Annotated in this window: 21 protein-coding genes; 14 read left to right on the plus strand and 7 right to left on the minus strand. The window is 45.8% G+C overall.

All coding sequences use genetic code 11. The features are described 5' to 3' along the window. Position 1: 1 nt before the first annotated feature. Positions 2 to 1,000, minus strand: a complete 999-nt coding sequence (trpX, locus tag FC82_RS00080) for a tryptophan ABC transporter substrate-binding protein (protein ID WP_056995876.1) — start codon at positions 998 to 1,000, stop codon at positions 2 to 4. Between the two features lie 857 nt (positions 1,001 to 1,857). Between trpX and FC82_RS00085 the strand changes: the two genes are divergently transcribed. Together FC82_RS00085 and FC82_RS00090 are read left to right on the plus strand one after the other, a co-directional pair. Then, entirely contained in the window at positions 1,858 to 2,700 is an 843-nt protein-coding gene (locus tag FC82_RS00085) for a homoserine O-acetyltransferase/O-succinyltransferase family protein (RefSeq protein ID WP_056995877.1), read from the plus strand. Positions 2,701 to 3,109: 409 nt separating this feature from the next. Further along, positions 3,110 to 3,352, plus strand: a complete 243-nt coding sequence (locus tag FC82_RS00090) for a hypothetical protein (protein WP_054762440.1) — start codon at positions 3,110 to 3,112, stop codon at positions 3,350 to 3,352. A 557-nt stretch (positions 3,353 to 3,909) separates the two neighbouring features. Here FC82_RS00090 and FC82_RS00100 read toward each other — a convergent pair. Both FC82_RS00100 and FC82_RS00105 read right to left on the minus strand, forming a co-directional pair. Next, positions 3,910 to 4,587 (minus strand): CPBP family intramembrane glutamic endopeptidase, encoded by a 678-nt coding sequence (locus FC82_RS00100; RefSeq protein ID WP_056995879.1) that lies wholly within the window; start codon positions 4,585 to 4,587, stop codon positions 3,910 to 3,912. Positions 4,588 to 4,611: 24 nt separating this feature from the next. Then, complete coding sequence (locus FC82_RS00105) at positions 4,612 to 4,986, minus strand: VOC family protein (protein WP_054760279.1); 375 nt, start codon at positions 4,984 to 4,986, stop codon at positions 4,612 to 4,614. Between the two features lie 322 nt (positions 4,987 to 5,308). Between FC82_RS00105 and FC82_RS00110 the strand changes: the two genes are divergently transcribed. Next, positions 5,309 to 6,874, plus strand: a complete 1,566-nt coding sequence (locus FC82_RS00110) for an ABC-F family ATP-binding cassette domain-containing protein (RefSeq protein WP_056995880.1) — start codon at positions 5,309 to 5,311, stop codon at positions 6,872 to 6,874. Between the two features lie 318 nt (positions 6,875 to 7,192). Next, complete coding sequence (locus FC82_RS00115; RefSeq protein ID WP_056995881.1) at positions 7,193 to 7,819, plus strand: L,D-transpeptidase; 627 nt, start codon at positions 7,193 to 7,195, stop codon at positions 7,817 to 7,819. A gap of 132 nt (positions 7,820 to 7,951) precedes the next feature. Here the strand turns inward: FC82_RS00115 and FC82_RS00120 are convergent, their stop codons facing one another. Then, a complete protein-coding gene (locus FC82_RS00120) occupies positions 7,952 to 8,863 on the minus strand; it encodes a proline-specific peptidase family protein (RefSeq protein WP_056995882.1) in 912 nt (303 codons plus the stop codon). Positions 8,864 to 8,905: 42 nt separating this feature from the next. Then, positions 8,906 to 11,323, minus strand: coding sequence for a Xaa-Pro dipeptidyl-peptidase (locus tag FC82_RS00125; protein ID WP_056995883.1), 2,418 nt, complete (start codon positions 11,321 to 11,323; stop codon positions 8,906 to 8,908). Between the two features lie 132 nt (positions 11,324 to 11,455). Here FC82_RS00125 and FC82_RS00130 point away from each other — a divergent pair, with 132 nt between their 5' ends. Next, positions 11,456 to 12,625, plus strand: a complete 1,170-nt coding sequence (locus FC82_RS00130) for a cation:proton antiporter (protein WP_056995884.1) — start codon at positions 11,456 to 11,458, stop codon at positions 12,623 to 12,625. A 33-nt stretch (positions 12,626 to 12,658) separates the two neighbouring features. On the opposite strand, the gene FC82_RS00135 is transcribed toward FC82_RS00130, so the two are convergent. Further along, positions 12,659 to 14,068 carry an amino acid permease gene (locus tag FC82_RS00135; RefSeq protein WP_054760281.1) on the minus strand — a complete coding sequence of 470 codons (1,410 nt, stop codon included), beginning with the start codon at positions 14,066 to 14,068 and terminating at the stop codon, positions 12,659 to 12,661. A 342-nt stretch (positions 14,069 to 14,410) separates the two neighbouring features. On the opposite strand from FC82_RS00135, the gene FC82_RS00145 reads away from it, so the two are divergent. The 9 genes from FC82_RS00145 to FC82_RS00185 all read left to right on the plus strand — a co-directional run bounded on the left by FC82_RS00145 (position 14,411) and on the right by FC82_RS00185 (position 21,660). After that, the gene (locus FC82_RS00145; protein ID WP_054760285.1) at positions 14,411 to 14,839 is read left to right on the plus strand and encodes a bis(5'-nucleosyl)-tetraphosphatase; all 429 of its coding nucleotides are present in this window, start codon (positions 14,411 to 14,413) and stop codon (positions 14,837 to 14,839) included. 14 nt (positions 14,840 to 14,853) lie between these two features. Then, on the plus strand, positions 14,854 to 15,426 hold the full coding sequence (locus FC82_RS00150; RefSeq protein ID WP_054760287.1) for an AAA family ATPase: 573 nt from the start codon (positions 14,854 to 14,856) through the stop codon (positions 15,424 to 15,426). Positions 15,427 to 15,559: 133 nt separating this feature from the next. After that, on the plus strand, positions 15,560 to 16,000 hold the full coding sequence (locus tag FC82_RS00155) for a Fur family transcriptional regulator (RefSeq protein ID WP_056995885.1): 441 nt from the start codon (positions 15,560 to 15,562) through the stop codon (positions 15,998 to 16,000). 588 nt (positions 16,001 to 16,588) lie between these two features. After that, positions 16,589 to 17,140 carry a hypothetical protein gene (locus FC82_RS00160; protein WP_056995886.1) on the plus strand — a complete coding sequence of 184 codons (552 nt, stop codon included), beginning with the start codon at positions 16,589 to 16,591 and terminating at the stop codon, positions 17,138 to 17,140. Between the two features lie 32 nt (positions 17,141 to 17,172). Further along, entirely contained in the window at positions 17,173 to 18,240 is a 1,068-nt protein-coding gene (locus tag FC82_RS00165; RefSeq protein ID WP_065101474.1) for a DUF6681 family protein, read from the plus strand. 518 nt (positions 18,241 to 18,758) lie between these two features. Continuing rightward, on the plus strand, positions 18,759 to 19,499 hold the full coding sequence (locus FC82_RS00170) for an amino acid ABC transporter ATP-binding protein (protein ID WP_056995887.1): 741 nt from the start codon (positions 18,759 to 18,761) through the stop codon (positions 19,497 to 19,499). A 20-nt stretch (positions 19,500 to 19,519) separates the two neighbouring features. After that, positions 19,520 to 20,356 (plus strand): transporter substrate-binding domain-containing protein, encoded by an 837-nt coding sequence (locus FC82_RS00175; protein ID WP_054760297.1) that lies wholly within the window; start codon positions 19,520 to 19,522, stop codon positions 20,354 to 20,356. Next, a complete protein-coding gene (locus tag FC82_RS00180) occupies positions 20,353 to 20,994 on the plus strand; it encodes an amino acid ABC transporter permease (RefSeq protein WP_054760299.1) in 642 nt (213 codons plus the stop codon). The genes FC82_RS00175 and FC82_RS00180 overlap by 4 nt, the downstream gene beginning before the upstream one ends. Before the next feature lie 12 nt (positions 20,995 to 21,006). Further along, positions 21,007 to 21,660 (plus strand): amino acid ABC transporter permease, encoded by a 654-nt coding sequence (locus FC82_RS00185; protein WP_054760301.1) that lies wholly within the window; start codon positions 21,007 to 21,009, stop codon positions 21,658 to 21,660. A gap of 149 nt (positions 21,661 to 21,809) precedes the next feature. On the opposite strand, the gene hflX is transcribed toward FC82_RS00185, so the two are convergent. Next, positions 21,810 to 23,093: a GTPase HflX gene (hflX, locus tag FC82_RS00190; protein WP_056995888.1), complete on the minus strand. Its 1,284-nt coding sequence runs from the start codon at positions 23,091 to 23,093 to the stop codon at positions 21,810 to 21,812. Between the last annotated feature and the right edge of the window lie 84 nt (positions 23,094 to 23,177).

Consider the following 23,177-nt stretch of genomic DNA (forward strand, 5'->3'; position numbering starts at 1 on the left):
CTCATTTCACGATCTCTCCCTTCTCTTTTGCTTCTTTAAGAACGGATGCGGGGAAGGTAATACCCAACTTCTTCGCTTCCTTCAAGTTAATGATCAACTTACCATGTCTGACAAATTTAATTGGCGTCGTGGCAGGCTTTTCGCCCTTCAAGATCTTGGCCGTCATCTTCCCCGTTAACACGCCGAGTTTATACTGGTCTACACTGTAGGTGGCAAGGCCGCCGTCCTTAACCATGGTATCCACGGCTGGGAATACCGGCACTTTAGCCGCGTTGGCGTTTTGAACCAGCGTCTGCATAGCTGAGGCAATTGTGTTATCGGTTGGCACGTAAACAGCGTCAACGCTGCGGACCATTTGCTGCGAGACCTGCTGAACGTCGTTGGTGTTTGAAATTGAGTAGGCTTTTAATGGAATTCCTGCCTTTTGGCAAAGCACTTTAAACTGTTTGTACTGTTCAACTGCTGAATCATCACTTGACGTGTAGATGATGCCCAGGGTCTTTAAATGCGGCATTACCCGGCGGATGAGACTCAGTTGTTCGGCTAGTGGTGCCTGGTCAGACACCCCGGTGACATTTCCGCCAGGGTTGGTATTATTTGTCACCAAACCGGCGCCCTTAGGATCCGTTACAGCACCCAAAATAATCGGGATCTTCGAGGATGAGTTGGCTAACGCTTGAGCGGAGGGGGTGGCGATGCCGATCATGGCGTCGGCGCCTTCGTTCACAAACCGGTTACTCATGGTCATCATATTACTCTGATCATTTTCGGCATTTTGATAGTCGATCTTAACATTTTTTCCTGGCGTAAACCCACCATCTTTTAACCCCTGAATGATACCGTGGTGAATCGTGTCCAGTGCAGGTTGGGACATGAGTTGAAGAATGCCCACTGTGGGCGTATGTTTCCGGTCAGCTGCCTGATTCGGATCGCTTTCTTTTACGTAGGCAAAGCCCAGAAAAACGAGCAGAATGGCAATCAATGCATATAGTCGTTTCATTACAACCACCTATCCTAAATAATAATAACAACACAACGAAGAGGGATACCGCACAAAAAAAGACGACTCCTTGCGAAATCGTCTCCAGTGAGCGACGTGCAAGGTTGGTCATGCAGCGTCACTCGCAATCAAAGTAACCGGCATGGACACGTGAAATGAACAGGTGAGCTCAAACCGCGTCCATAAGGAAGCAGTTCGTTACCGGCTTTGCCAAGAATCATTCAGTTGACCTTGCAGACTTGTCATGCGTTTTTCCTCCAAAAATAAATTACTATTATTATACGCAGTAGACTTTAAATACGCAAGTGCGGACAGTCAATCGAAACGCGTGTTGAAAAAAACATGAGAATGCGAAATTCTGTGTATGAGCGCGTGGCAATGGCCGGCAGCACTTCCAAGCCAGCTTTGTTGGGAAATAGTATGTGAATAAAATGGTCCATATGTGTCAGGATAAAGGTTTATGAGGCTGATTTGTTCACAAACAAACAACTTAAGGAAGTGTAAATATTGTATAAAAGGGTGGTTCACTCTTGACCATTAAAGATAAATGTGTTAAATTAACAAACAATTAGAATATTATGAGTCGTTGAAGAGAAGAGTAACCTGATAGGTGGCACAGAGAGTCTGCGGTGGTGTGAGCAGATACGCGGATTCGGGTGAAGATGATCTCGGAGCATGGTGCGGTCATGATTGGCCATAACCCACGGAGGCAACCGATACGTTGCAGAGTATGAAAATACTTTCGAGGCTTGAATCGTGAGGTTCAGGCGAAGATGGGTGGTACCGCGCAATGTCGTCCCTAGTTGTTCAACAACTAGGGACATTTTTTTATAGCGACGTGCTAAGGAGGAAAACGGATGACAGTGATTTTAAAAAATGGTTTTTTAAAACAGCAACAATCAGCAGCATTAACTGATACTGGTCGGGTAGTAAAGGTATTAGTTGTCAACTTAATGCCGAATAAATTGGAAACTGAGCGACAGTTTGCTGAACTATTCAGTCAACTCACTGTCAATGTGCAAGTGACCTTCGCATGGATGGCATCTCATCATAGTAAGCACATCAGTGAAGCAGATTTTGCGAAAGCCGATTACGCAACGTTGCCTGACTTACAGAACAGTTACTTTGATGGTCTGGTCGTCACTGGGGCGCCAGTTGAAGAAATGGCCTTTGAGGACGTGGACTATTGGTCCGAATTCAAAGACTTCCTCGACTGGCGGGAGACCCACGTTCGCGAAAGTATTTTTGAATGCTGGGCAGCCCAAGCAGGTTTGTACGCAGATTTTGACATTCAAAAACAAGTCTTACCAAGCAAGCTCTTTGGTGTGTATCGGTGCCAAATCAACGCACAGACCAGTTTGACAGCAGGGTTTGACAACCTGTCGATGCCGCAATCACGCCATTCGACTTTGACTGCTATTGATGATCCAGAAGTAGACGTGTTAGCCAGTGACCCAGAGGCTGGTCCGGTTGTCATGCACGCGGTTAAGACCCGTTCAACGTATATTAGCGGGCACCCAGAATACGAAACAAACACCCTGTTTAACGAGTTTCACCGGGATATGGGAAAGGGGCTGCCAATTCGTTTACCAAAACGCTATTTCTCAGCAGCCGAACCGGCGAATACTTGGCGGGGTGATAGCGTCCAGTTGTATAACAACTGGGTGGCGTCGTTGAAGCGAGTGGAGAGTAGAGTGTAGAGTGTGAAGCAAGGCGTTTAGAGGGCGGAGCAGAAGCGCGTCTGGGCAGAAAAGTCCGGGCCTGACTTTTGTGCTCAGACGCGCTTCTGCAGTAGCCCTCTGCCTTGCTGAACACGTTTCGGCACGGTAAAATAAAGCACGTCGCAAGACAAACTAGCTGGGCAGAAAAGTCCGGGCCTGACTTTTGTGTCCAGACGCGCTTCTGCAGTAGCCCTCTGCCTTGCTGAACACGTTTCGGCACGGTAAAATAAAGCACGTCGCAAGACAAACAAGTGTCTGAAAAGTCTAGGCAGACTAGTCGACCTTGTCATTTAAAACTTCGTTAATTAACACCAGTGTGATTTGAGACTGGTGTTTTTTTTACCGAAAATTCGGTATACTATTCGTGAAGAACGAACGGAGGCTTTTGATGAAGAATCGAAACTGGTGGCTATTAAATGGGCTAGGAATTCTTGTGTATTTGTTAGGGACGCTCTGGTTGATGCTGCGACCCATTAAAGGAATACGAGCACTTTTGATTCCTGAACACCGGATGCAAACGGTGATTATTTGGAGTGTGATTGCATTTGCGGCCTTTTTAGTGGAACTGATCGTACTGCTGGTCAAAAGGCATGGCATGAAAAAAATGGCCGAACAGACTGATAAGGGTTAAATTGTTTTGGTTTTAGAAATGTAAAAGCGTCCGGCTAGGTGGCTGGACGCTTTTTAGTTGCTTATTAGATTGTTGGAGATTCTTTGTTTGGCTTCGGTGGAGAAACTTGTCATTGCCGTTGAGTTTCTTTTGATTTTTAGAATGTATTTGTGTTACCGGGTAGGGGTGTATCGTGGTTTAGCTGGTTGCCGTTTTCGCACGTTATAGTTTCTCTGTGTTAAAGGAGCGGTCAGCACTGTGGCCTTGCTGATCTGGCGTCGAAACTTGTTCCAGAAGGCAGAGGGCTCCTGCATAAGCAACTTCCGGTCCCAAATCCAAACCCGGGATTTGATACCGAAAGTTACTTATGCTCCACCCTCTAAACGCCTTCTTCCACACTCTACATGTTAACTGTGTTAAAGGAGCGGTCAGCACTGTGGCCTTGCTGATCTGGCGTCGAAACGTGTTCCAGAAGGCAGAGGGCTCCTGCATAAGCAACTTCCGGTCCCAAATTCAAACCCAGGATTTGATACCGAAAGTTACTTATGCTCCGCCCTCTAAGCGCCTTCTTCCACACTCTACAAAATGCTCCACAAATTATTCATAAAATGCAATGCCATATCGTAGCGGATATCCTTAAAGTACAGGTAACAGCTGGCTAGGATCCAGCCCAGTCCTGAATAGAACAGGGTCGTTACCGAGAAGCTAAACGTGTGTAAGAAGCCGAAAATGAAGCCGCTGATCAGAATGCCTAATACGATATTGCGGCGGTTGTTTTTCGCAAAGAAAAAGTTGAAGAAAAAGCCTCTAAAAATGAATTCTTCGAATACTGGCGCCGCAACTATACTGTAGAAGTTGTTCCAGAACGGAAGTTGTAGTGCTTGTGAATCGACTTCGCTTTGGTTAGTCGGCATCGGTAAGATGTGATGAACAATCAATTGTGACCACAGGACTTGTACTGCCAACATACCAATGAAGAAGGCGAACAGCTGCAGAATACTTTTAATTGTGAATGGTCGTTTTTTAAAGTGGTGCGGGTTCCCGCGTTGAAGCTGTCGTCGGTACAGCCAAGCAAACAGAGCAAGGATAACGGCCATTGTCATTAGCATGATACCGATGTATTTGGTGGCAATTGCGGGATTTTTTTTAGCATATTCCGTTGCGGTTGTGAGTTGACCAGAGTTGATCAGGTAGATGATCAGCAGCATGATAAACGCAATGATCCGCATCGTTTGGCGCTTTAGGTAGGCTGTCATAGGACGCCTCCTCTTCATAGATTGCTAATAGATTACGACTTTGATCAAATTATGATCCGGATCGCGAACCCACAGTGCAGTGGCGTCACCTTGGGCGCCTTTATAATTAATGGGACCGTCATCAATTTCAACGGCGTAGTTTGTCAGGTGTGACAGTGTGGCCTGAAGGTCGTCCTTTGTACTAAAGGCCAATTCGGCAGTGCCCAGCGCTACTTTTTCAGCACTGATCTCAGGCGTGTCTGTTGGTGTTTCAAATTCTAGACGATGATGGCCTAACCGCACTGCTGGTCGGTCAAAATCCTTAATGATCGGTAAGTCGAATACTTCATGGTAAAACCGAATCGAGCGGTTAATATCGCTTACTGTCAGGGTAATGCTGTCAATGTCTTTAATGTTCACGATGTGTCATCCTTTGAAATGTAGTTATGGTGCTTTTCATTATACCACGAGTCAGGTGGTGGGATGGTTGCTAATGAGCCGGTTTAGTGATAGGGTTATTAAGTTAATGAATGAAAATAACTGCGACTTTGAGGTCGTAATGAGGTTCATATCGTTTCATTTTCTGAAAATATGATAGTGAAATGGTAAAACAGTGAAATCGGCTGCAAAATTGGACCACTTAAAACTGACACGATGTACGGTATATGAGAGAACGGATGGGTCTGGGCAGGCAACTAAGTGTCCCGGACCCCTTCTTTATGAATCGGAGAGGAGAATTGCAATGGCGTTATTAGAGGTTGAAGACTTAAGCATGAGCTTTGCTGACAAAAACTTATACGAGGATGCGAGTTTTCAGCTTAACAAAGGTGAACACATGGGTATCGTCGGCCAAAACGGGGTCGGAAAATCGACCCTGATCAAAATTATGACGGGGGACGAACTGCCAGTTACTGGTAAAATCACCTGGCAAAAAGGCATTGACGTGGGATATTTGGACCAGTATGCCGATATTCCTGATGGCATGACCCTGATTGAATTTTTACACACGGCATATGCGAATTTATATGAACGAAACGATAAAATGACGGCGTTGTACACAGAGTATGCTGAAACGGCAGATGACAAGTTGCTGGAACGTGCCGGCCGAATCCAAGAATATCTGGAAGCAAATAACTTTTACGATATTGAGACGGAAATCGAACGAATCATCACCGGGTTAGGGCTGGACGATATCGGCCGTGATCATGAGGTTGCAAGGATGTCTGGCGGCCAACGTTCAAAAATTATTTTGGCTAAGTTGTTGCTCCAACAGCCGGATGTCATTTTACTAGATGAACCAACGAACTATCTGGATGTGGCGCACATTGCGTGGTTAGTGGACTACTTGAACGATTTTGAAGGGGCAGCCATGATCATTTCCCATGATTATGACTTCCTGGATCAGGTGACGAACTGTATCATCAACGTTGCCTTTGGCAAAATCAATAAGTACCGTGGCAGCTTTAAGGCGGCCATGCGACAACGGGCAGAGCGTGAAGAGGCTCAACGGCGCGAGTATGAAAAGCAACAGGTTCAAATTGAAAAAACTGAAAAATTCATTTCCAAATTCAAGGCCGGTTCTCGTTCAAAACAAGCAAAGTCGCGTGAGAAACAACTGGCGCGGATGGAACGGGTCGATCCGCCGTCATCCAACATTCGGGCGCAGTTTAACTTCCCGTATGAGGATACGGGCTCGCAAAATGCCTTGGTGGTTGACCAACTTTCCGTTGGGTATAATCGACCATTGTTGAAGCCGGTAACGTTCTCAGTAAACACCGGCGAGAAGGTTGGGTTTGAAGGGTTCAACGGGGTTGGGAAATCGACCCTGATCAAGACGATTCTTGGTATCATTGACGCTAAGGGCGGCGCTGCTAACTTCTCACCATCAGCTAAGGTCAGTTACTTTAGCCAAGACTTGGAATGGGACAATAACCAGCAGACGCCAATGCAGATCATTCAAGAAAAGTATGATCAGTTACCACAGCGGGCAATTCGTACCAAGCTGGCAAAGTGCGGCTTGGATGCTGCCAATGCAATGAAGCCCATTGGTCAGTTGTCTGGTGGAGAACAGACCAAGGTGAAATTGGCCATGATGGAATTTGAACCAAGCAACTTCTTGATCTTGGACGAACCAACAAACCACTTGGATGAAGAAACGAAGGAAGCCTTGAAGGATGCTATTAATGCGTTCCCAGGCAACGCCATAGTGGTTAGCCATGAAATGAGTTTTTATGAGGGATTAGCCGATAAGATCTTGAATGTGGAGAAGTTGAGTTTGAAGTCCAAGAGTGTGGAGCAAGACGATTAAGGGCGGAGCATAATGGACGCTGGCCGAAAAGCCCGGTTCTGACTTTTTGGACAGCGTCCGTTATGCAGGAGCCCCTTGCCTTGCGGAACACGTTTCAGCAAAGTAAAAACAAACAACGTCGTCACAATAACTCGGTCACAGAAAAGACCGGGCGTGACTTTTGTTCCCCAAGCTGCACGCGCGCACCATTACCCATCCTTCTTCCACAAGTTTTTGCTTAAACTTAACTAAAGTGTCAAACCACTGTGACTACATTGCAACGCATGCATGTTACAATGGAACTCACATATAAATGACATAAGGTTTGGAGCATATTTTATGAAACGGGCATTACGCATTGTACTATTAATTGCTGTCATGTTTATGGTTGTGTTTAGTGCACACCATTTACTGCATTCATCTGCTAAACAGGAGACGAACCAAGAAACCAGTCAGAAGGCAAGTTCGACATCCAGCAGCAAAAAAGACAGTTCTTCTACTGAAGACACCACGCCAAGTTACATGAACAAGGTCAACTGGCGGAAATCTTCAGAAAATAAGGCTTATCCAGATTTGAATAAGTTGAGTAACGTTTGGATCCACGTTTCGATAAAGAATCAGCGGGTCTACATTAAAAATGGAAATAAAACGGTCTACACGATGTATGCGTCAACGGGGATTCATAATTCCACACCTCGCGGGACGTTCCACATTCAGTCTGAACGTGGCAATTTCTTCTATAACCAGTCTTCAGGTGAAGGTGCCCGTTACTGGGTATCGTTTAAAGACCATGGCGTTTATCTCTTCCACACAGTGCCGACGGATCAGTACGGCAAGTATAATGTGAAGGAAGCGGATCAGTTAGGCAAAACGGCAAAGTCGCACGGTTGTGTGCGGCTGTCGATTCCTGACGCGAAGTGGTTCTATAATCACATTAAAGAAGGCACAAAAGTCGTCATTAATTAAAAAAGTCATCCGGTGCATCACTGGATGGCTTTTTGCTGTCTTTAGACATCCCTGCCGTGAAGCACGATTTGTAAAATGATCGCTTTAGGAAACAAAAAAGCCACTCAACAAGTAGTTGAGTGGTCGCTAAGATTAATCGTTAAAAGTGTTATTCTCCACGTCGGTGATGAACTTTGCTAAATGTGCGTAGTAGACAGGAGCGTTATCGATCATGTGGTGGTGGCCGCCTTCAGGGGTGGTTTCCAAACGGGCATGAGGGATTTCTTTTTGCATACGTTTGGCTGTTGCTAACGGCATGGTTTCGTGTTCGCCAAAGGTCAGTAATGTCGGCACTTTGATGTCCTTCAAATGATCTTCAAACATCCATTCCTTCAGCTTCCCAGTGATCACGAATTCGTTATCACCCTGGAAAGCGTTGTAGACAGGCGTAGCCATCGTTGAAATCAAATGCGAGATAGCTGCGGGCTTCTTACGGTCGACGTAGTTATCGTTTAAGACATCAACGTAGCCCTGGTACTTAGCATCATCATAGTTGCCCTTTGCTTCGCAATCCTTCATGTAGGCAATTGCGTCAGCTGGCAGCAGGTCTTCGCGAACTTGGTTAACGTGAGCGACGTATTCGTCAATGTTGTCGACCATTGATGAAACGATTGCACCCTTCAAGTGTTGACCGTATTTAGCAGCGTACATTTGAACCAGGGCACCGCCCCATGATTGGCCAATCAGGTAGAAATTATCGAGACCAAGCTTTTGACGAACTTCTTCAACTTCGTCAAGGAAGTAGTCGTAAGTGAGATACTTGTCAGCAGTGGCTTTGTCGCTGTAATCAGGTTGGTCTGAGTACCATGAACCCAATTGATCGTACATGTGAACCTGAACGTTCAGGCCCTGTTTCTTTAATTGTTGAGCCGTATCTTCCCAGTATTCGTGGTTGCCGCCAGGGCCGCCGTGAAGGGCAAGTAAATGAATGTCGCCTTCGCCTTGCGTGTTGGTCCAAAGATGGTAACCGTTGTCGAGTGTGATAATCGTGGTTCCTTGTTTCATGATATCCCTCATTTCTGTAAATCGTTGCTTACTATCATAGCACTAATGTCGCAGATGCGGTACTTGAAGATTAGTCGCCTTCAGGTCCACTGTGTAGAATAACGGCTGATTGCCGCGAACCGTCATTTCCATGTCGGTAGCGTAGATGATCAAGCCAAGCTGGTGTCCTGGTAACAAGTTGTAGTGCGTGGGCTGCAACTGGATATCAACGTCGTAAAAAACATTCGGTGAAACGGTTTTAGTGGTTGTCAGCCCGTCACGATTTTGAAGGTTAATGTGTGCCTTGCTGATCAACTGGTAATTAGATAGCCTGGTTAATTCGAATTCTCGAAGACTTTCTTTTTTAAAATGATAGCCGAGATCCATGGTCTGCCCCGCCAACGTGACTGGGGAAGTAGTCAGTCGTTTAAATCGACCGTAATCAATCAGTTGCAAGCTTAACAGACCAATGTTCTGATTGACTGCGACCCGAACATGCACGTTGGGATGGCCATCGATGATAAGGGGTTCAGCGCGTTTGGCTGTCTTGAAAATCAATCGGTGGCCTGCTAGCATCGCATTACTGTCATCGACCAGCGCAGTTTGCCACTGGTCCCAATGCTTGGCGTAGTAGTGGAAGATCTTCGTTGGCAACTGGTCACTGAAGCCCAGTTGAACCGGTTGGAGATCGTTAGCTTCACTCAGTGTATCGGGGCTGAAGTGGAAGGTCGTTTCTGGATTTTCTGGTGCTAGCCAATCCTCTTGTACCCGCCACGTTTCAGCATGCGCGTTATCCTGAATCAAAACGTTAGGGAGAATTGTTTCGGCGTGGTTGTCAACATCGTAAAGCTCATGTGTGAGCCAGAGATTCACCATATCCGTAAAGTCTACCGACCGCAAATTATTAATGTAGACGTGTGGTCCCTGGTGCAAGATCAATTTTTTAGCAATCGGTAAATCGCGGATTGCTTGCCAGAGTTTACCAACGTTTTTTGGCTTGACGTTCCAGTCGTTCAGCCCGTGAACAAGCAACATGTCGGCCTTAATGTTGGCTACATCTTTTCGGTAGTTTCGCGCATCCCAGAAAGCGTTGTAATTGCCGGTGGTGCGATCCTGGTCGAGAGTCATCTGATTGAGCGCGTTTTGCCACTTGGCTTTGATGCGATGATAATCGCCAGGCTGTTTTTCACGCGAAAAGGTCTCTTCCGCCAAAACATCAGCATCTTCACCCGGAAAACCACCGGGAGCGATAACCAGCCCATTTTCACGGTAATAGTCATACCAACTGGAGATGGCTGCTTCGCTGATAACAGTTTTTAAACCATCAACACCGGTCGTTGCGGCTGCGGTTGCCAGAGTCCCCAAATAGGATCGCCCCGTCATTGCGATGTGATGGTTTGACCACCAAGCCTTGATTTCAACGTTGTCGGTCCGGTTCGTAAAGGCGGTTCGCTTGCCGTCTAACCATTCGATGACGGCAGTTGCGGCAATCGTTTCCTCAACGTCACCCGTTGTACGCAAGCCATCAGAATCTTTGGTGCCGATTTCTGAAGCGTAAGCCACTGCAAAGCCGCGGGCAAGAAAATAGTCATTTAGACTGTAATCGAAGCTATTGCCCATGGTTTCTTCGGCAGTTTGCGTCAAACCGGCAACCTTTCGTGGCGCCGGGACAACCCGATTTGTCGGTAATGTATCAGCAACAGTATTATTAACCGCCGGCTTTTCCGTGAGTGGAATCGTCACATCGTGGGTCAGTGCCTCACCGGCCTCATCGTTTGTCCCCTGGTTATAGGGTGATGCAGTATAGAGTGTTGGAACAGGGTGACTATTTGATTCAAGGGGTCGAGTGATCTCTACCTTTAACAAGTCGCGTTGCCCATCGTGGTCCGTGTCCTGTGCAGATTCAACGTAGACAACTTCGCGAATCAGTTGGGTCGTATCGTAAACAGCTTGCGCCTTGCCATTAAAAATAATCGGCTTCTTGACTGTCGCATTGTTAACCATTGCAAGAAAATACCCACGCGACGTCAAATCATCAAGAAACGTTTGTCCAGTCGTGTTATGCGTGACCAGCAGCTGGTACCAGCCGTGCAGCATGTCATTATTATTGAGTTCGGACGAAGTAAAGGCTGGTAAATTTACGGTTGGCGTGATGGCCAACGGCTCATTCAAGCTAAAATCGCGTTCTGGGGAAAAACCTAATAATTGTAAGTACAGATTGAAAAAGACCTGTTGCGAAATAGTATCATGCGTTCGTAAATAGACCAGCGCATTTTGTTCCGGCGTGGCCATCAGACCAGCAATTCTTTCTTCACCGCTGTTTAGCGTACGCGCTTCTGGGAAACTGTTAATCAACAGTTGATGAAAGAACGGCACTGGCGGTAACGCCAGATCCCGTTCGTGAATCATCTGGATCTGTTCCATTTCAATGCGTTCTTGTTCAGGTGTGACTGGCATAATGGCAAACTGATTGAGTTTCATGAAATATCCTCCCTCTAATTTTATGTACTGTTTTATTATACCGCACGGGCAGGTGCGTGCTGGTCGATGTTTGACGATTGGTCATGCTATAATAAGACAATAGTGTTGCGATTTGATTGAAAGGGGTTTTCCATGAGTTACATTGGCGGTATCGCCTTAATTTTATTTACCACCACAATTGCCGGTGCCATTAGTGAACGAATCGGCATTCCGATAGTTATTGGTCAATTACTGGTGGGCATTTTGCTTGGGCCGGCAGCACTTGGTTGGTTACATCCCAACGTGTTGCTGGATGCCGGTGCGGAGATCGGGGTTGTGATCCTCATGTTTATGGCCGGCTTGGAAAGTGACCTCAAGTTATTAAAAAAGTACTTTAAACCAGCCTTAAGCGTAGCAACATTTGGCGTAATTCTCCCCATGGTGTGTTTTTTTATTTACGGCGAGTTCATGCACCAAAGTTTCGAACGCGCGGTTTTCTGGGGTGTGGTCTTTGCAGCAACGTCGGTGTCAATTAGTGTCGAAGTGCTCCGGGAGTTCGGACGATTAAACTCGAAAGAGGGCGCGACGATCCTTGGTGCCGCTGTTGTGGACGACATTATGGCGGTTTTGATTCTGAGTGTCTTCGTCAGCATGTTTGGTAATGTGAACCAAACTAGTGGGTCCCCCAGCTTGTGGGTGAGTCTTGTCGAACAGGCTGTTTATTTCGTGCTGGTCTACTTGCTGATCAGGTGGTTTGCACCATTCTTGATACGATTGTTTGAACATTTAGCAGTACCGCAAGCGGTGCCGATTATTTCTTTGGTTATCTGTCTTGGTATGGCCTACTTAGCTGATTTGACAGGGTTGAGTGCCGTTATCGGTGCCTTCTTTGCAGGGATTGCGATTGCTCAAACTAAAGCCCATAGCGAAGTGAGTGCCAACATTAACCCAATTGGGTACGCGTTCTTTATCCCAATTTTCTTTGTTAGTATTGGTCTGGAAATGAACTTTGACCATTTTTGGCGCAACATTTCACTTATCGTTGTGATGACGATTCTAGCTTTACTGACGAAACTGATCGGTGGGGGATTGGGCGCCAAATTACTGGGCTTTAGTTGGAATAGTGCCTACGTGGTGGGTGCCGGAATGGTCTCACGTGGGGAAATGGCGCTTATTATTGCACAGATAGGGTATCAGGCCCATTTATTGCATGCCAGTGTCTATTCAGAAGTGATCATTGTGATTGTACTTTCCACTTTACTGGCACCTTTGATGCTGAAACAGGCTATCAACCGGTTGCCGGACACGACACACGAATCATAAAAAAACGCCCTCATTGAGAGGACGTTTTTTTGATTAATCATGTTCTATTTCATCCGGATTGTTCAACCGACTGTGTTTCATGCCGTAACTGAAGTACAAGATCAAACCAAACGCAAACCAGATAAGTGAGGCGATCCACGTTTCGGCTTGAAGCTGGGTCAGCATGAAGATGCACAACAGACCGGAGATAATTGGCAACACGGGGTAAAATGGCACTTCAAATCCTTGGTCATTTTCAATTTCCTTATTGTGTCGAAGCGGAATGATTCCGAATGAGACAAACAGGAAGGCAATTAACGTCCCAATATTGACAAGGTTAGTTAATTGGTCGAGGGGCACAAAACCACCCATAATACTGATGACGATGGTGATTGTGATCAGCGCATTTTTTGGTAATCCCTTTGAATCAAGTTTGCCTAAGAACTTTGGTAACAGGCCATCCCGGCCGATGGAGTAAATGAGACGTGAAGAACTGTAGATCATAGTGACCATCATGGTAAACATCCCGGCCAACGCACCAAGTGAAATGATTCCGGCGATCCAGTTTTGGTGAACGAATTGGAGCGCAAAGGAAACGGGGTCAGCAACGTTGAGGTCTTTATAACTGATCATCCCTGTCAGTACGATGGAAACACCGACGTACAGAACCGTGGTAATGATCAACGTTCCGATGATGCCGACAGGCATATTGCGTTTTGGATTCTTCACTTCGGCAGCCGAACTAGAGACTGCGTCAAACCCAAGGTAAGCGAAGAAGACGGCTGATGCACCGGCAAAGACACCATGGACGCCGTATGGGGTGAACGGATGCCAATTGGTTGGCTTCACGTAAAAGGCGCCGACTACGATAAATAACAGAATAATGGCAATTTTGACAAAAACAATAATGTTGTTTAACCGAACAGAAGTCCGCATGCCGTGCGCCAGCATCAATGAAATGAGGACAACAATAATAATGGCAAACCAGTTTCCGAATTCCTTTTGAGCCGGATCGAATGCACCCACAATGGCTGCTGGGATATTAACGCCGAAGCCGCGCATGAACGACTTGAAATAGGCACCCCAAGCACTGGAGACGGCGGCAACAGCCAAAACATATTCAAGAATCAGTGCCCAGCCAAGCACCCAGCCGACAATTTCGCCATAGACCAAATTACCGTAAGAATAAGCACTTCCGGCAACTGGAATGGCCGAGGCGAACTCAGCATAGCACATGGCTGCGGTAGAGCAGACAACGGCCGCAACAATAAAGGAAAGAATAATGCCGGGACCTGCTTTTGTAGCGGCAACGGTGCCGGGCAAAATAAAGATCCCAGTCCCGATAACAGCGCCGATCCCTAAGGAAATCAAATCGACTGCACTCATGGTTTTAGCAAAGTGCTTATCCGTTTCCAAATACCGGTCGATCCGCTCCCGGCGAAAAATACGAGCTCTAAGTGACATGTGCGTTCCTCCAACAATTAAATACTTCCTAGAAAGCTAAGTCTATTTTAACTTTGTTCAGGGCGTGAAGCAAGGCAGTTAACTGGAGGCGCTTGGGCGCGCCCACTTGATAATGTGTCAGAAGCAAACTGTCACGGCAATGTTAGCAATCGTGTTTCCCCAAATTGTTAGATGGGTTGCTGCCAGGTCATTGAGCAAAGAAAAGGCTGCTTGGATGAGCACCCGCGAGATGGCATGCAATTCTGACCAAATAATGGCACATAACCGTATTCCTCACTGTACTTTAATGGTTAAAATCGTTAAAATAGATAGCAATCACTTATTACCTTAGGAGGAATTTATATGACGACAGAAGTTGCGAGTGGTGCGGTCGTTTATCAGGTTCGGGATGGTAAACCCTACTACTTATTGTTGAAGAGTGCCACCAGTGATTTTTGGGGCTTTCCTAAGGGTCACGTTGAAGCGGGTGAAAATTTAGCGGACACTGCGTTACGGGAAATAAAGGAAGAAACGCAGCTGACCGTTGAGTTAGATACTACTTACCATGACGAGTTACAGTATGATATGAACAATGGTAACCACAAAGAGGTGCACCTATTTGTAAGTGAAGTTGCTGACGATGTTACCATTACGAAGCAGGACATTGAAATTGCAGATACGGCTTGGCTGCCAGTTGATGAGGCGGTTGACCGGTTGACTTATGACAATTTAAAGAACCTACTTAAGCGGGCCCATCAATATATTACGATGAAGATCGCGGCCGGAAATTAATGGAGAGAGCGCCTATGAAACGCGTTATTGTGATCACCGGTGCGACAGGTACCGGCAAAACAACCGTGAGCAGTTATCTCACCGAACACTTTAATATTCCACGCATCATCACGCATACGACCCGACCTAAACGACCGGGCGAGCAGGAGGGTGTGGACTACTACTTTGAAACGCCGGAAACGTTTAAGCAGAATCACTACTTGGAGTCTGTGACCTATGCGAATTATCAGTATGGGTCATCGCTGGAAGGCCTAGCACGCGCGTTCTCAAAGTCGGATGTGGTCAGCATCGTTTTGGACACTAAGGGTGCTGAAACGTATGTCCATGAATTAAAGTCACGGGTGACCGTGCTCTTTTTGACCGTTACCCATCCCTTGTTATTAGAAGAACGTTTAAAACAGCGCGGCGACCAGCTGGAAATGGTCAAAAATCGACTTAAGAGTGACGAATATCGCCGCGATCTTAAGTTACCGGCAGCGTTGAAGGGTGTCGCTAAAATCATGCAAAATGATGATTGGCAAAAGACGCAATTACGCTTAAACAAATTTATCTCGAGTTTGATTGAAACCAAATCACCGCAGGCTTAATCGTTTTGTCTCCCGATAAAGTATGTTAGACTACTAAAAAGTAATGATTATTATTTAGCTGCGAGGGAATCGGTAAAACTGGGAAAGTGAACAATTTCCCATGCAATACCAGCCTTAGCAGAGGAGGCACAGCATGCAACAAACTTTAACCCAAGCAATTGATGTTTTAAAAAAGAACCACTTGAAGGTCACCAAACAACGCAAGGCATTGTTGACTTATCTTCTGGAAAACCAGGATCACTATCACGACGTTACCCTAGTAGATGACTATATGCGCCAGCAGTTTCCTGGTATGAGTCATAACACGATTTACCGTAATATTAAGGAATTTGAACAGGCCGGCATGGTTGAACAGCAGGTCGAAGGTGAACAAGCACGGGTAAAATATCAGTGTGATTTTAGTCACCTGCATCACCACCATTTTATTTGTCAGCGCTGTGGTAAAGTAACTGAACTAAAAGAATGTCCGCTCGATGTTTTTCAAGAACAGTTACCTGGTTATCAAATCGTAGGGCACCGGATCGAACTTTATGGTCTGTGTGCACAATGCCGTCAGGAATTAGCGTCGGTTTAAGGGCTAGCACCGCTTTGTTGGGTGCTAGTTTTTTTGGTGGTGGGGATTTGCTTTGGCTTCAAAACGCTTTCTTTCACATTCTTATAATTTTTTTGTTAAAGACTCGTTTAGCATGGTGGTTTTGCTCATTTGGCGTCGAAACGTGTTCCAGGAAGCAGGGGCGCCGGCTTCAAAACGCCTTTTTTCACATTCTTATAATTTTTTTGTTAAAGACTCGTTCAGAATGGTGGTCTTGCTCATTTGGCAACGAAACGTGTTCCAGGAGCCCCCTAAACGCTTCCTTCCACACTCTTTTTAGGTTCACTAAAGGTTTTTAACCTAATATTATAGTTTGTCGTTTACATTAGATGTTAGACTAATAGTATCAATGACAGCATAAGATAAATTACCTGCCAAGGAGGGTTTTATTTTTTGGAGTTACAACGGCATTTATTGAAAATAGAGTTGCGGGTATTCCCTCTTTGGACTTAAATTGGTATACTATTCAAAGACATCGTATTTAATTAATGAAAACAAGCTCAGCAATTCTTTAGAGTTGTATGAGATAATAATGGTATAGGAAACTATTTTAAAGGAGGTGCCATTTTTATGGCATATCGTACGCCACCATTTTTAACCCCCTTTGCAATTCTTTCAATTGCATTGGCATTGAGTGCAACTAACGTGGTGGTTAACAAAGTTAGTCACTCTAGTGAAGGGACACCGACTACCAAAACGGCGACCGTTGCATCAAGCAGTTCGATGGATTCGAATGCTAGGTCGAAGTCAATGTCTGATTCTGCAAAGAAGAAATCAGAATCTGAAAGTAAGGCAAAGGATGCTTCCAAGAAGAAGGCTGAGAGTGAGTCTAAGAAAAAGGCAAGCGAATCCAGCTCAAAGGCTGCGGAAAGTTCGAAGGAAGCCGCAAGTTCAAGCACGACTTCGACGGATACCAGCAGCGCGACGACCACGACGAATTCCGGAACCGGGACAACTTCTAAAAAGTCCACTGGGACAACGAGCAAGTCAACTTCAACGCCAACCACGGCATCGTCTTCATCTACGTATTCCAACTCAGCAACAACGGATACCGCAACGACGGATACGAGCGGTGACACGACTGGAACATCAAGTGATCAAACAACAACTAGTGGCTACTAGACAAAATACGCAAGGTGAGGAGGGTTACGCCCTTGTTTAGCTTACTTGACATGATTAACCATTATCTGGGTTATTTCAACATTAACGTAAAGTTGAAGAACCGGATCTATACCATCGTCGGCGCGCTGGGAACTATATATCTGTTGTACGTTGCAATACGATGGATTCAAAACGGCTACTGGCTCCGAGGAATTGGCATTTTATTGGTGGGCTTGATTTTGGCCTACTTTACAGTGATGAACGTTTTTTACTATTTTACCCAAAAGAAACCACCGTTTGATATTTCACCAAAAATTGAAAAGATGATGGGGAAACCATTTGGGAGCAATCCGGCAGCAGAAGCAAATCGCAAGGAAGCTGCCAACGCCCAACAACAAATGGGCAACGGGATGCTCAACAACATTCCGGCAAACGGATACTTCGATTCAAAGAAGGTCCTACCCGGAAAGGTCAAGGTGACCTTATCGCAACAGCGCAATATCGACGAAATAGCGGCGCACTTGCAACAGCTTAATCTGATGCAGCCCGATTATTCAGGATTAGGTCAACGTGAGCTGGCCATGCAACTCGAAAAACAGCACAAGCCGGTGTACGCCATCGGGCTAGGTGTCAACATGCCGTACTTCGAGCTCAGTCATCAGGGAGACGACCTTGTTGTTTTGGCTGGTGTCAACCAATCACAAAAGGTTGAGGTCGGAACCGTGACCACGGTCGGTTTGCAATCGATCAATGATATTCAAGACCGGGTCAAGCTGTACTTGGCAAACGTTATTTTGGTCGGTGGCCCGTACATGGAAATGGGCCGCAACATGCCAATGGAAAAACAGGCACCGTACGCGGTTCGGGTACAGTTAGCCTATGAAAAACAGGCCGAAGAACAGGCGACAACGCCGCCGCCACTCTCCACGCCAACGCGTACTTACCAACAACCTGATAATGGCGCGTCACAATTATATTCTCGCGAACGCAACAGTCGCGCGGCTGCCAGTCAATCTTCTGGACGGACACCCCAGTATGAGGCACCCGACACACGTGATGCGCGGGAGGACAACGATACGACTAATGATGAACCGACACGGATGTCACGGTTTAGACATTAATGCGTTAGTAAAACCAAAAAGACACTCAGTAACTGGCAGGTACGTCCTGTGGTAACTGAGTGTTTTTTACTGTGCTTTGCCTTTCATATCTGTTACTCGTGTCAACAACGAGCGATACGTTGCGGGTGTGGTTTGAAACACAACCTGACATTTCCACGTTTAGCCATTCTAATGAAAATATTTCATTAACATTTTAATTGAACTCTCATCAAGATGAATGAGAAATTTTTTTTGTGAATAAAATTTCGGTTTTTGGCTGTTCTTTCTCGCGGTATAGAGCGGTTATGAGAACGGTATTCAGCAAGTAAAACGCAATATACAGCAGTTTATGGAGATAATTATTTTGACCAAAAAGGGATAATGGTTTAGAATTATTATTGAGTTATAATTAAAAGTGTATGAAATCTCAAACAGCAGTTTTGATGATTATTCTGAACATTTGTAATTAAAGAAACTCACAGAACGGCGGGTTGCTGACTTGCCGTTCTGTTATTTTTGCAAGGTGGAGGGAAAAAAGTATGTCAATGATTGAATTTCACGACGTAGAAAAATACTACGGCGATTATCACGCCTTACACGATATTAACCTGACGATCGATAACGGCGAGACGGTTGTGCTTATTGGTCCATCTGGTTCTGGTAAGTCAACACTGATTCGGACCATTAACGGCTTGGAAACCATTCAAAAGGGGCAGTTGATCGTTAACGGTCAAGATCTGGCTGAAAAGAAGACGGATATGAACCGGATTCGTAAGAATGTTGGGATGGTGTTCCAACACTTTAACCTCTATGCGAATAAGACAATCCTGGAAAACATTATGTTGTCACCGCGCTTGGTTTTAAAACGACCTGAAGAAGAAAACAAGAAATTTGCGATGGAACTTTTGGATCGTGTTGGTTTAGCCGACCAAGCACCCAAGTTGCCTGCTCAGCTTTCCGGTGGTCAGCAACAACGTATCGCTATCGCACGGTCATTGGCCATGAAGCCAAAGGCACTGCTGTTTGATGAACCAACGAGTGCGCTGGATCCTGAAATGATCGATGATGTGTTGAATGTTATGAAGGATATTGCCCGCGACTCTGACATGACCATGTTGGTTGTGACCCATGAAATGGGCTTCGCGCGTGAAGTGGCCAACCGGGTTATTTTCATGGCTGATGGCCAAATTCTCGAAGACGATAGTAAGGAGAAGTTCTTTGACGGTCAACCATCAAACGACCGGGCTCGTCAATTCTTGAGTAAGATCATTACACACTAGCCAGTAAAGGAGACAATCACATGAAGAAAGTATTTCGATTAGTCGGAATCGTCCTCTCCAGCTTAGTGGTGTTAGTGATGTTAACAGCCTGTGGCTCAAAACCATTGTCGGCGCAAAACGTGGTGACCAGAGCCAAACAGTCTAACACAATAACTTGGGGGGTCAAAGCCGATACCAAGCTATTTGGGTTGATGGATGTGAAGGACGATACAATCAAGGGATTTGATGTGGATATTGCTAAGGCAATTACCAAACAGATTTTAGGCCCAAAGGGAAAAGCAAAGTTTGTACAAGTCACAAGCCAGACCCGGATGCCGTTGCTTAAAAATGGGAACATTGATGCCATTATTGCAACGATGACCATCACGCCTGAACGTGAAAAACAAGTTGATTTTTCCAAGTCATATTTTGATGCCGGTCAATCATTGCTGGTAAAGGATGGCAGCCCAATTAAGAACATTAAGGACCTGAACAAAACGGGAACCGTAGTCCTAGGGGTCGTGGGTTCTAACTCCGTTCAAAATGTGGCCTTACATGCACCAAAGGCTAAGGTGCTTCAGTTGACCGATTACGCGCAAGCCATGACAGCCTTAAAGTCTGGTCAGGGTGCGGCATTGACAACTGATAACGGGATCCTTTATGGGATGGCCGTTGAAAACCCTGGCTATCAAGTTGTTGGCGGGACGTTTACCAAGGAACCTTATGGGATTGCGATTAACAAAGGTCAATCTGAGTTTAAGGGCGATGTGAATAAGGGGCTGCGGGCCATTGAAAAGAGCGGTGAGTATAACCGCATCTTGAAGAAGTGGTTCGGTAACGTCAAAGGATTTAACTATAAGGAGATGGAACGGCATTGATCTCAATCTTTCAAAACTATGGTGGCGAATTGTTGCAAGGGTTCGGCCAGACACTCCTCTGTAGTGTGATCGCACTGTTCTTCAGTTTGATCATTGGTTCGATGTTTGCAATTTTCGAAACCACCCCAATCAAATTTCTTCGGGTGATCGCCCGAATTTACATTGAAGTCTTTCGGAACATTCCACTGCTGGTTATCACGATGTTCTTCTTCGTGGTTATTCCGATGTTTGTGGTTAAAATCGGCGGCTTCACTGCTGGGACAATTGGGTTGACCATTTATACGTCAGCCTTCATTGCTGAAACTGTTCGGGCCGGGATTCAATCCGTTGATCCTGGTCAGATGGAAGGTGCTCGAGCAAACGGCTTGAGTTTCTGGCAAGCGATGCGCTATATCGTTTTACCACAGGCCTTTCGTTACGTGATTCCACCACTGGGCAACCAGTTCATTAACTTGGTTAAAAACTCATCTGTCCTGGCCTTCGTTGCCGGGTTTGATCTGATGTATCAAGGTAACGTCATTGCTTCGGATTCACTGAGTACCATGAGCACCTACATGTGTGTCGGTGTTTTGTACTTAGTCATCACGATGCCGTTGAGTTACTGGATGAGACATCTTGAAAAGAAACTGGCATCATAGGGAGGTGCGATCATGAAAGACTTTATCGACGCTTATTCGTGGATCAACATGCGTTATTTATTTCAGGGCCTTTGGATTACCGTGATCGTGTCAATCGCATCGATTGCCGGTAGTTACGTCATTGGCACAATTTTAGGTATCATTCGTTACCTTAACATTAAGGTGTTATCCCCAGTTGTGGGGTTCATTATCGATATTATTCGGAACCTGCCATTGCTGCTGATTATCTTCTTTACCTATTTCGGTTTGCCAAACTTGGGGTTGCGACCATCAAGTGTTTGGGCAACCATTCTGGCACTGATCATCTTCGAATCCGCAATGATTGCTGAAATTGTGCGGTCGGGGATCATTGCTGTTCCAACTGGCCAAATGGAAGGCGCCCGGGCAAACGGCTTAAGCTATAGCCAAACGATGTTGCACATTATTTTACCGCAAGCAATGAAGAAAATGATTCCAGCACTGGTCAGCCAATTCATTTCGCTGATCAAGGATACGTCGTTGGCAACCATCATTGTGCTGCCGGATCTGATGCATAATGCTCAGATCGTCTACGGTGAAAATACGAGCTATATCTTACCAATGTTCCTGATGCTAGCGATTATGTATTTCGTGGTATGTTACGCGCTGTCGCTGGTTTCGCGAAGTTTGGAGAAGAGAATGAGTTAGGACACAGCGTGTGGCAGCAAACGGTTTAGCACAGTAGCCAAGTATGCATTTTGTCAAAACGTTTTATTCAAAACCGACACAAAAAAGGACCTCGGAAATTCACTTCCGTGGCCCTTTTAATTTACATAAATTGTTATTTTAAAACACTATCAAGCTTCACTCGATACATAGTATTTTTGGAATCGCTGAAAATCAATATCCGTGACTTCCGCGGTCATTTCGGTGCCCTCAGCCTTGTAATCTGTGTTTAAGACGGAGGCATGTTCGTTCAAGTATGAAACAACATCGCCCTTATCAAACGGAATTAGGAAGGTGGCAGTCACAAAGTTTTTAAAGACCTTCTTCTTGATAGCGTCAACTAACAGGTCAATGGAGGCATCATCGTTTGCTGAAATGACTAGCTGATCACCAGCCTGGGTTGGATACTCGCTGTCGGTTAAATCGGCTTTATTAAAGACGGTCAGCATTGGGAGGTCGGGAACACCAATCTCACGCAACGTTTTTTCAGTTGTCGTCATCATGTTGGCACGGTCATTGCTGGAGTAGTCAACGATCTGTACCAGCAGGTCTGCATTGGCTGCCTCATACAGCGTTGATTTGAATGCTTCGACAAGTGTCGTCGGCAGCTGTGAAACGAATCCGACCGTATCGCTCAACAGTAATTTTTTGGCATCTTCAAACTGGAGCTGACGCACGCTTGTATCCAAAGTGGCAAACAGCATGTTTTTAACCATCACTTGTTTATCATCGTTCATCCCAAAGCGTTTGATCAGTTCGTTCATGATGGTTGACTTGCCCGCGTTTGTATAACCAATCAAGGCGACGTTAGGGAGGTGGCCTTTTTCCCGTTGCTGACGTTTGACTTCTGCCGAACGGTTTACTTCTTTGAGTTCGTGACGGACATGGTTGATCTGCCGTTGCACGGTCCGACGGCTTAATTCGATCTGAGCTTCACCAGCACCACGGTTGGTAAAGCCGCCGCCAGCGCTTGTTCCAGTTTGTTGGTCCAAACTCTGGTTAGCAGCGGTATGCAACCGGGGCATTTGGTATTGTAATTTTGCGAGTTGAACCTGCAACTTGGCTTCGCGACTTTGAGCCCGGTTGGCAAAGATGGCAAGAATCAAACCGGTTCGGTCCATCACAGGAACTTTAACGACCTTTTCTAAGTTTCGAATCTGGCTGGGCGTCAATTCATCGTTAGCAACGACGATCTCTGCACCAGTCTCAACCACGATATCGCGCAATTCTTCAACTTTCCCAGTCCCAAAATAGGTGGCTGCAATGGGTTTGGGGAGACTTTGATCGATGCGTTCGACAACGTTCATGTTGTTAGCAGTGCTTAAAGCAGCCAATTCAGCCATCCCATAGTTGAAATTGGCACGACCGGTGTTCAAGCCAATGTTGATAACCGGTGTTAATTCGCTGTTATCCATAGTTTTATCATCCTCATTTCCTATGAGTTGAGTATAACACAGAGAGTGTGGAGAAAGGCGGTTAAGGAGTGGCGCCCAGTGGCC

The sequence above is a fragment of the Secundilactobacillus collinoides DSM 20515 = JCM 1123 genome (genome assembly GCF_001435975.1).
Classification (GTDB): Bacteria; Bacillota; Bacilli; order Lactobacillales; family Lactobacillaceae; genus Secundilactobacillus; species Secundilactobacillus collinoides.

Coding starts and splice junctions, on each gene's coding strand:
- trpX (WP_056995876.1), bottom strand. CDS start 1,000: ATGAAACGACTATATGCATTGATTGCCATTCTGCTCGTTTTTCTGGGC.
- FC82_RS00185 (WP_054760301.1), top strand. CDS start 21,007: ATGAAAGACTTTATCGACGCTTATTCGTGGATCAACATGCGTTATTTA.
- hflX (WP_056995888.1), bottom strand. CDS start 23,093: ATGGATAACAGCGAATTAACACCGGTTATCAACATTGGCTTGAACACC.
- FC82_RS00120 (WP_056995882.1), bottom strand. CDS start 8,863: ATGAAACAAGGAACCACGATTATCACACTCGACAACGGTTACCATCTT.
- FC82_RS00125 (WP_056995883.1), bottom strand. CDS start 11,323: ATGAAACTCAATCAGTTTGCCATTATGCCAGTCACACCTGAACAAGAA.
- FC82_RS00090 (WP_054762440.1), top strand. CDS start 3,110: ATGAAGAATCGAAACTGGTGGCTATTAAATGGGCTAGGAATTCTTGTG.
- FC82_RS00130 (WP_056995884.1), top strand. CDS start 11,456: ATGAGTTACATTGGCGGTATCGCCTTAATTTTATTTACCACCACAATT.
- FC82_RS00170 (WP_056995887.1), top strand. CDS start 18,759: ATGTCAATGATTGAATTTCACGACGTAGAAAAATACTACGGCGATTAT.
- FC82_RS00150 (WP_054760287.1), top strand. CDS start 14,854: ATGAAACGCGTTATTGTGATCACCGGTGCGACAGGTACCGGCAAAACA.
- FC82_RS00115 (WP_056995881.1), top strand. CDS start 7,193: ATGAAACGGGCATTACGCATTGTACTATTAATTGCTGTCATGTTTATG.
- FC82_RS00160 (WP_056995886.1), top strand. CDS start 16,589: ATGGCATATCGTACGCCACCATTTTTAACCCCCTTTGCAATTCTTTCA.
- FC82_RS00135 (WP_054760281.1), bottom strand. CDS start 14,068: ATGTCACTTAGAGCTCGTATTTTTCGCCGGGAGCGGATCGACCGGTAT.
- FC82_RS00085 (WP_056995877.1), top strand. CDS start 1,858: ATGACAGTGATTTTAAAAAATGGTTTTTTAAAACAGCAACAATCAGCA.
- FC82_RS00155 (WP_056995885.1), top strand. CDS start 15,560: ATGCAACAAACTTTAACCCAAGCAATTGATGTTTTAAAAAAGAACCAC.
- FC82_RS00145 (WP_054760285.1), top strand. CDS start 14,411: ATGACGACAGAAGTTGCGAGTGGTGCGGTCGTTTATCAGGTTCGGGAT.
- FC82_RS00110 (WP_056995880.1), top strand. CDS start 5,309: ATGGCGTTATTAGAGGTTGAAGACTTAAGCATGAGCTTTGCTGACAAA.
- FC82_RS00100 (WP_056995879.1), bottom strand. CDS start 4,587: ATGACAGCCTACCTAAAGCGCCAAACGATGCGGATCATTGCGTTTATC.
- FC82_RS00175 (WP_054760297.1), top strand. CDS start 19,520: ATGAAGAAAGTATTTCGATTAGTCGGAATCGTCCTCTCCAGCTTAGTG.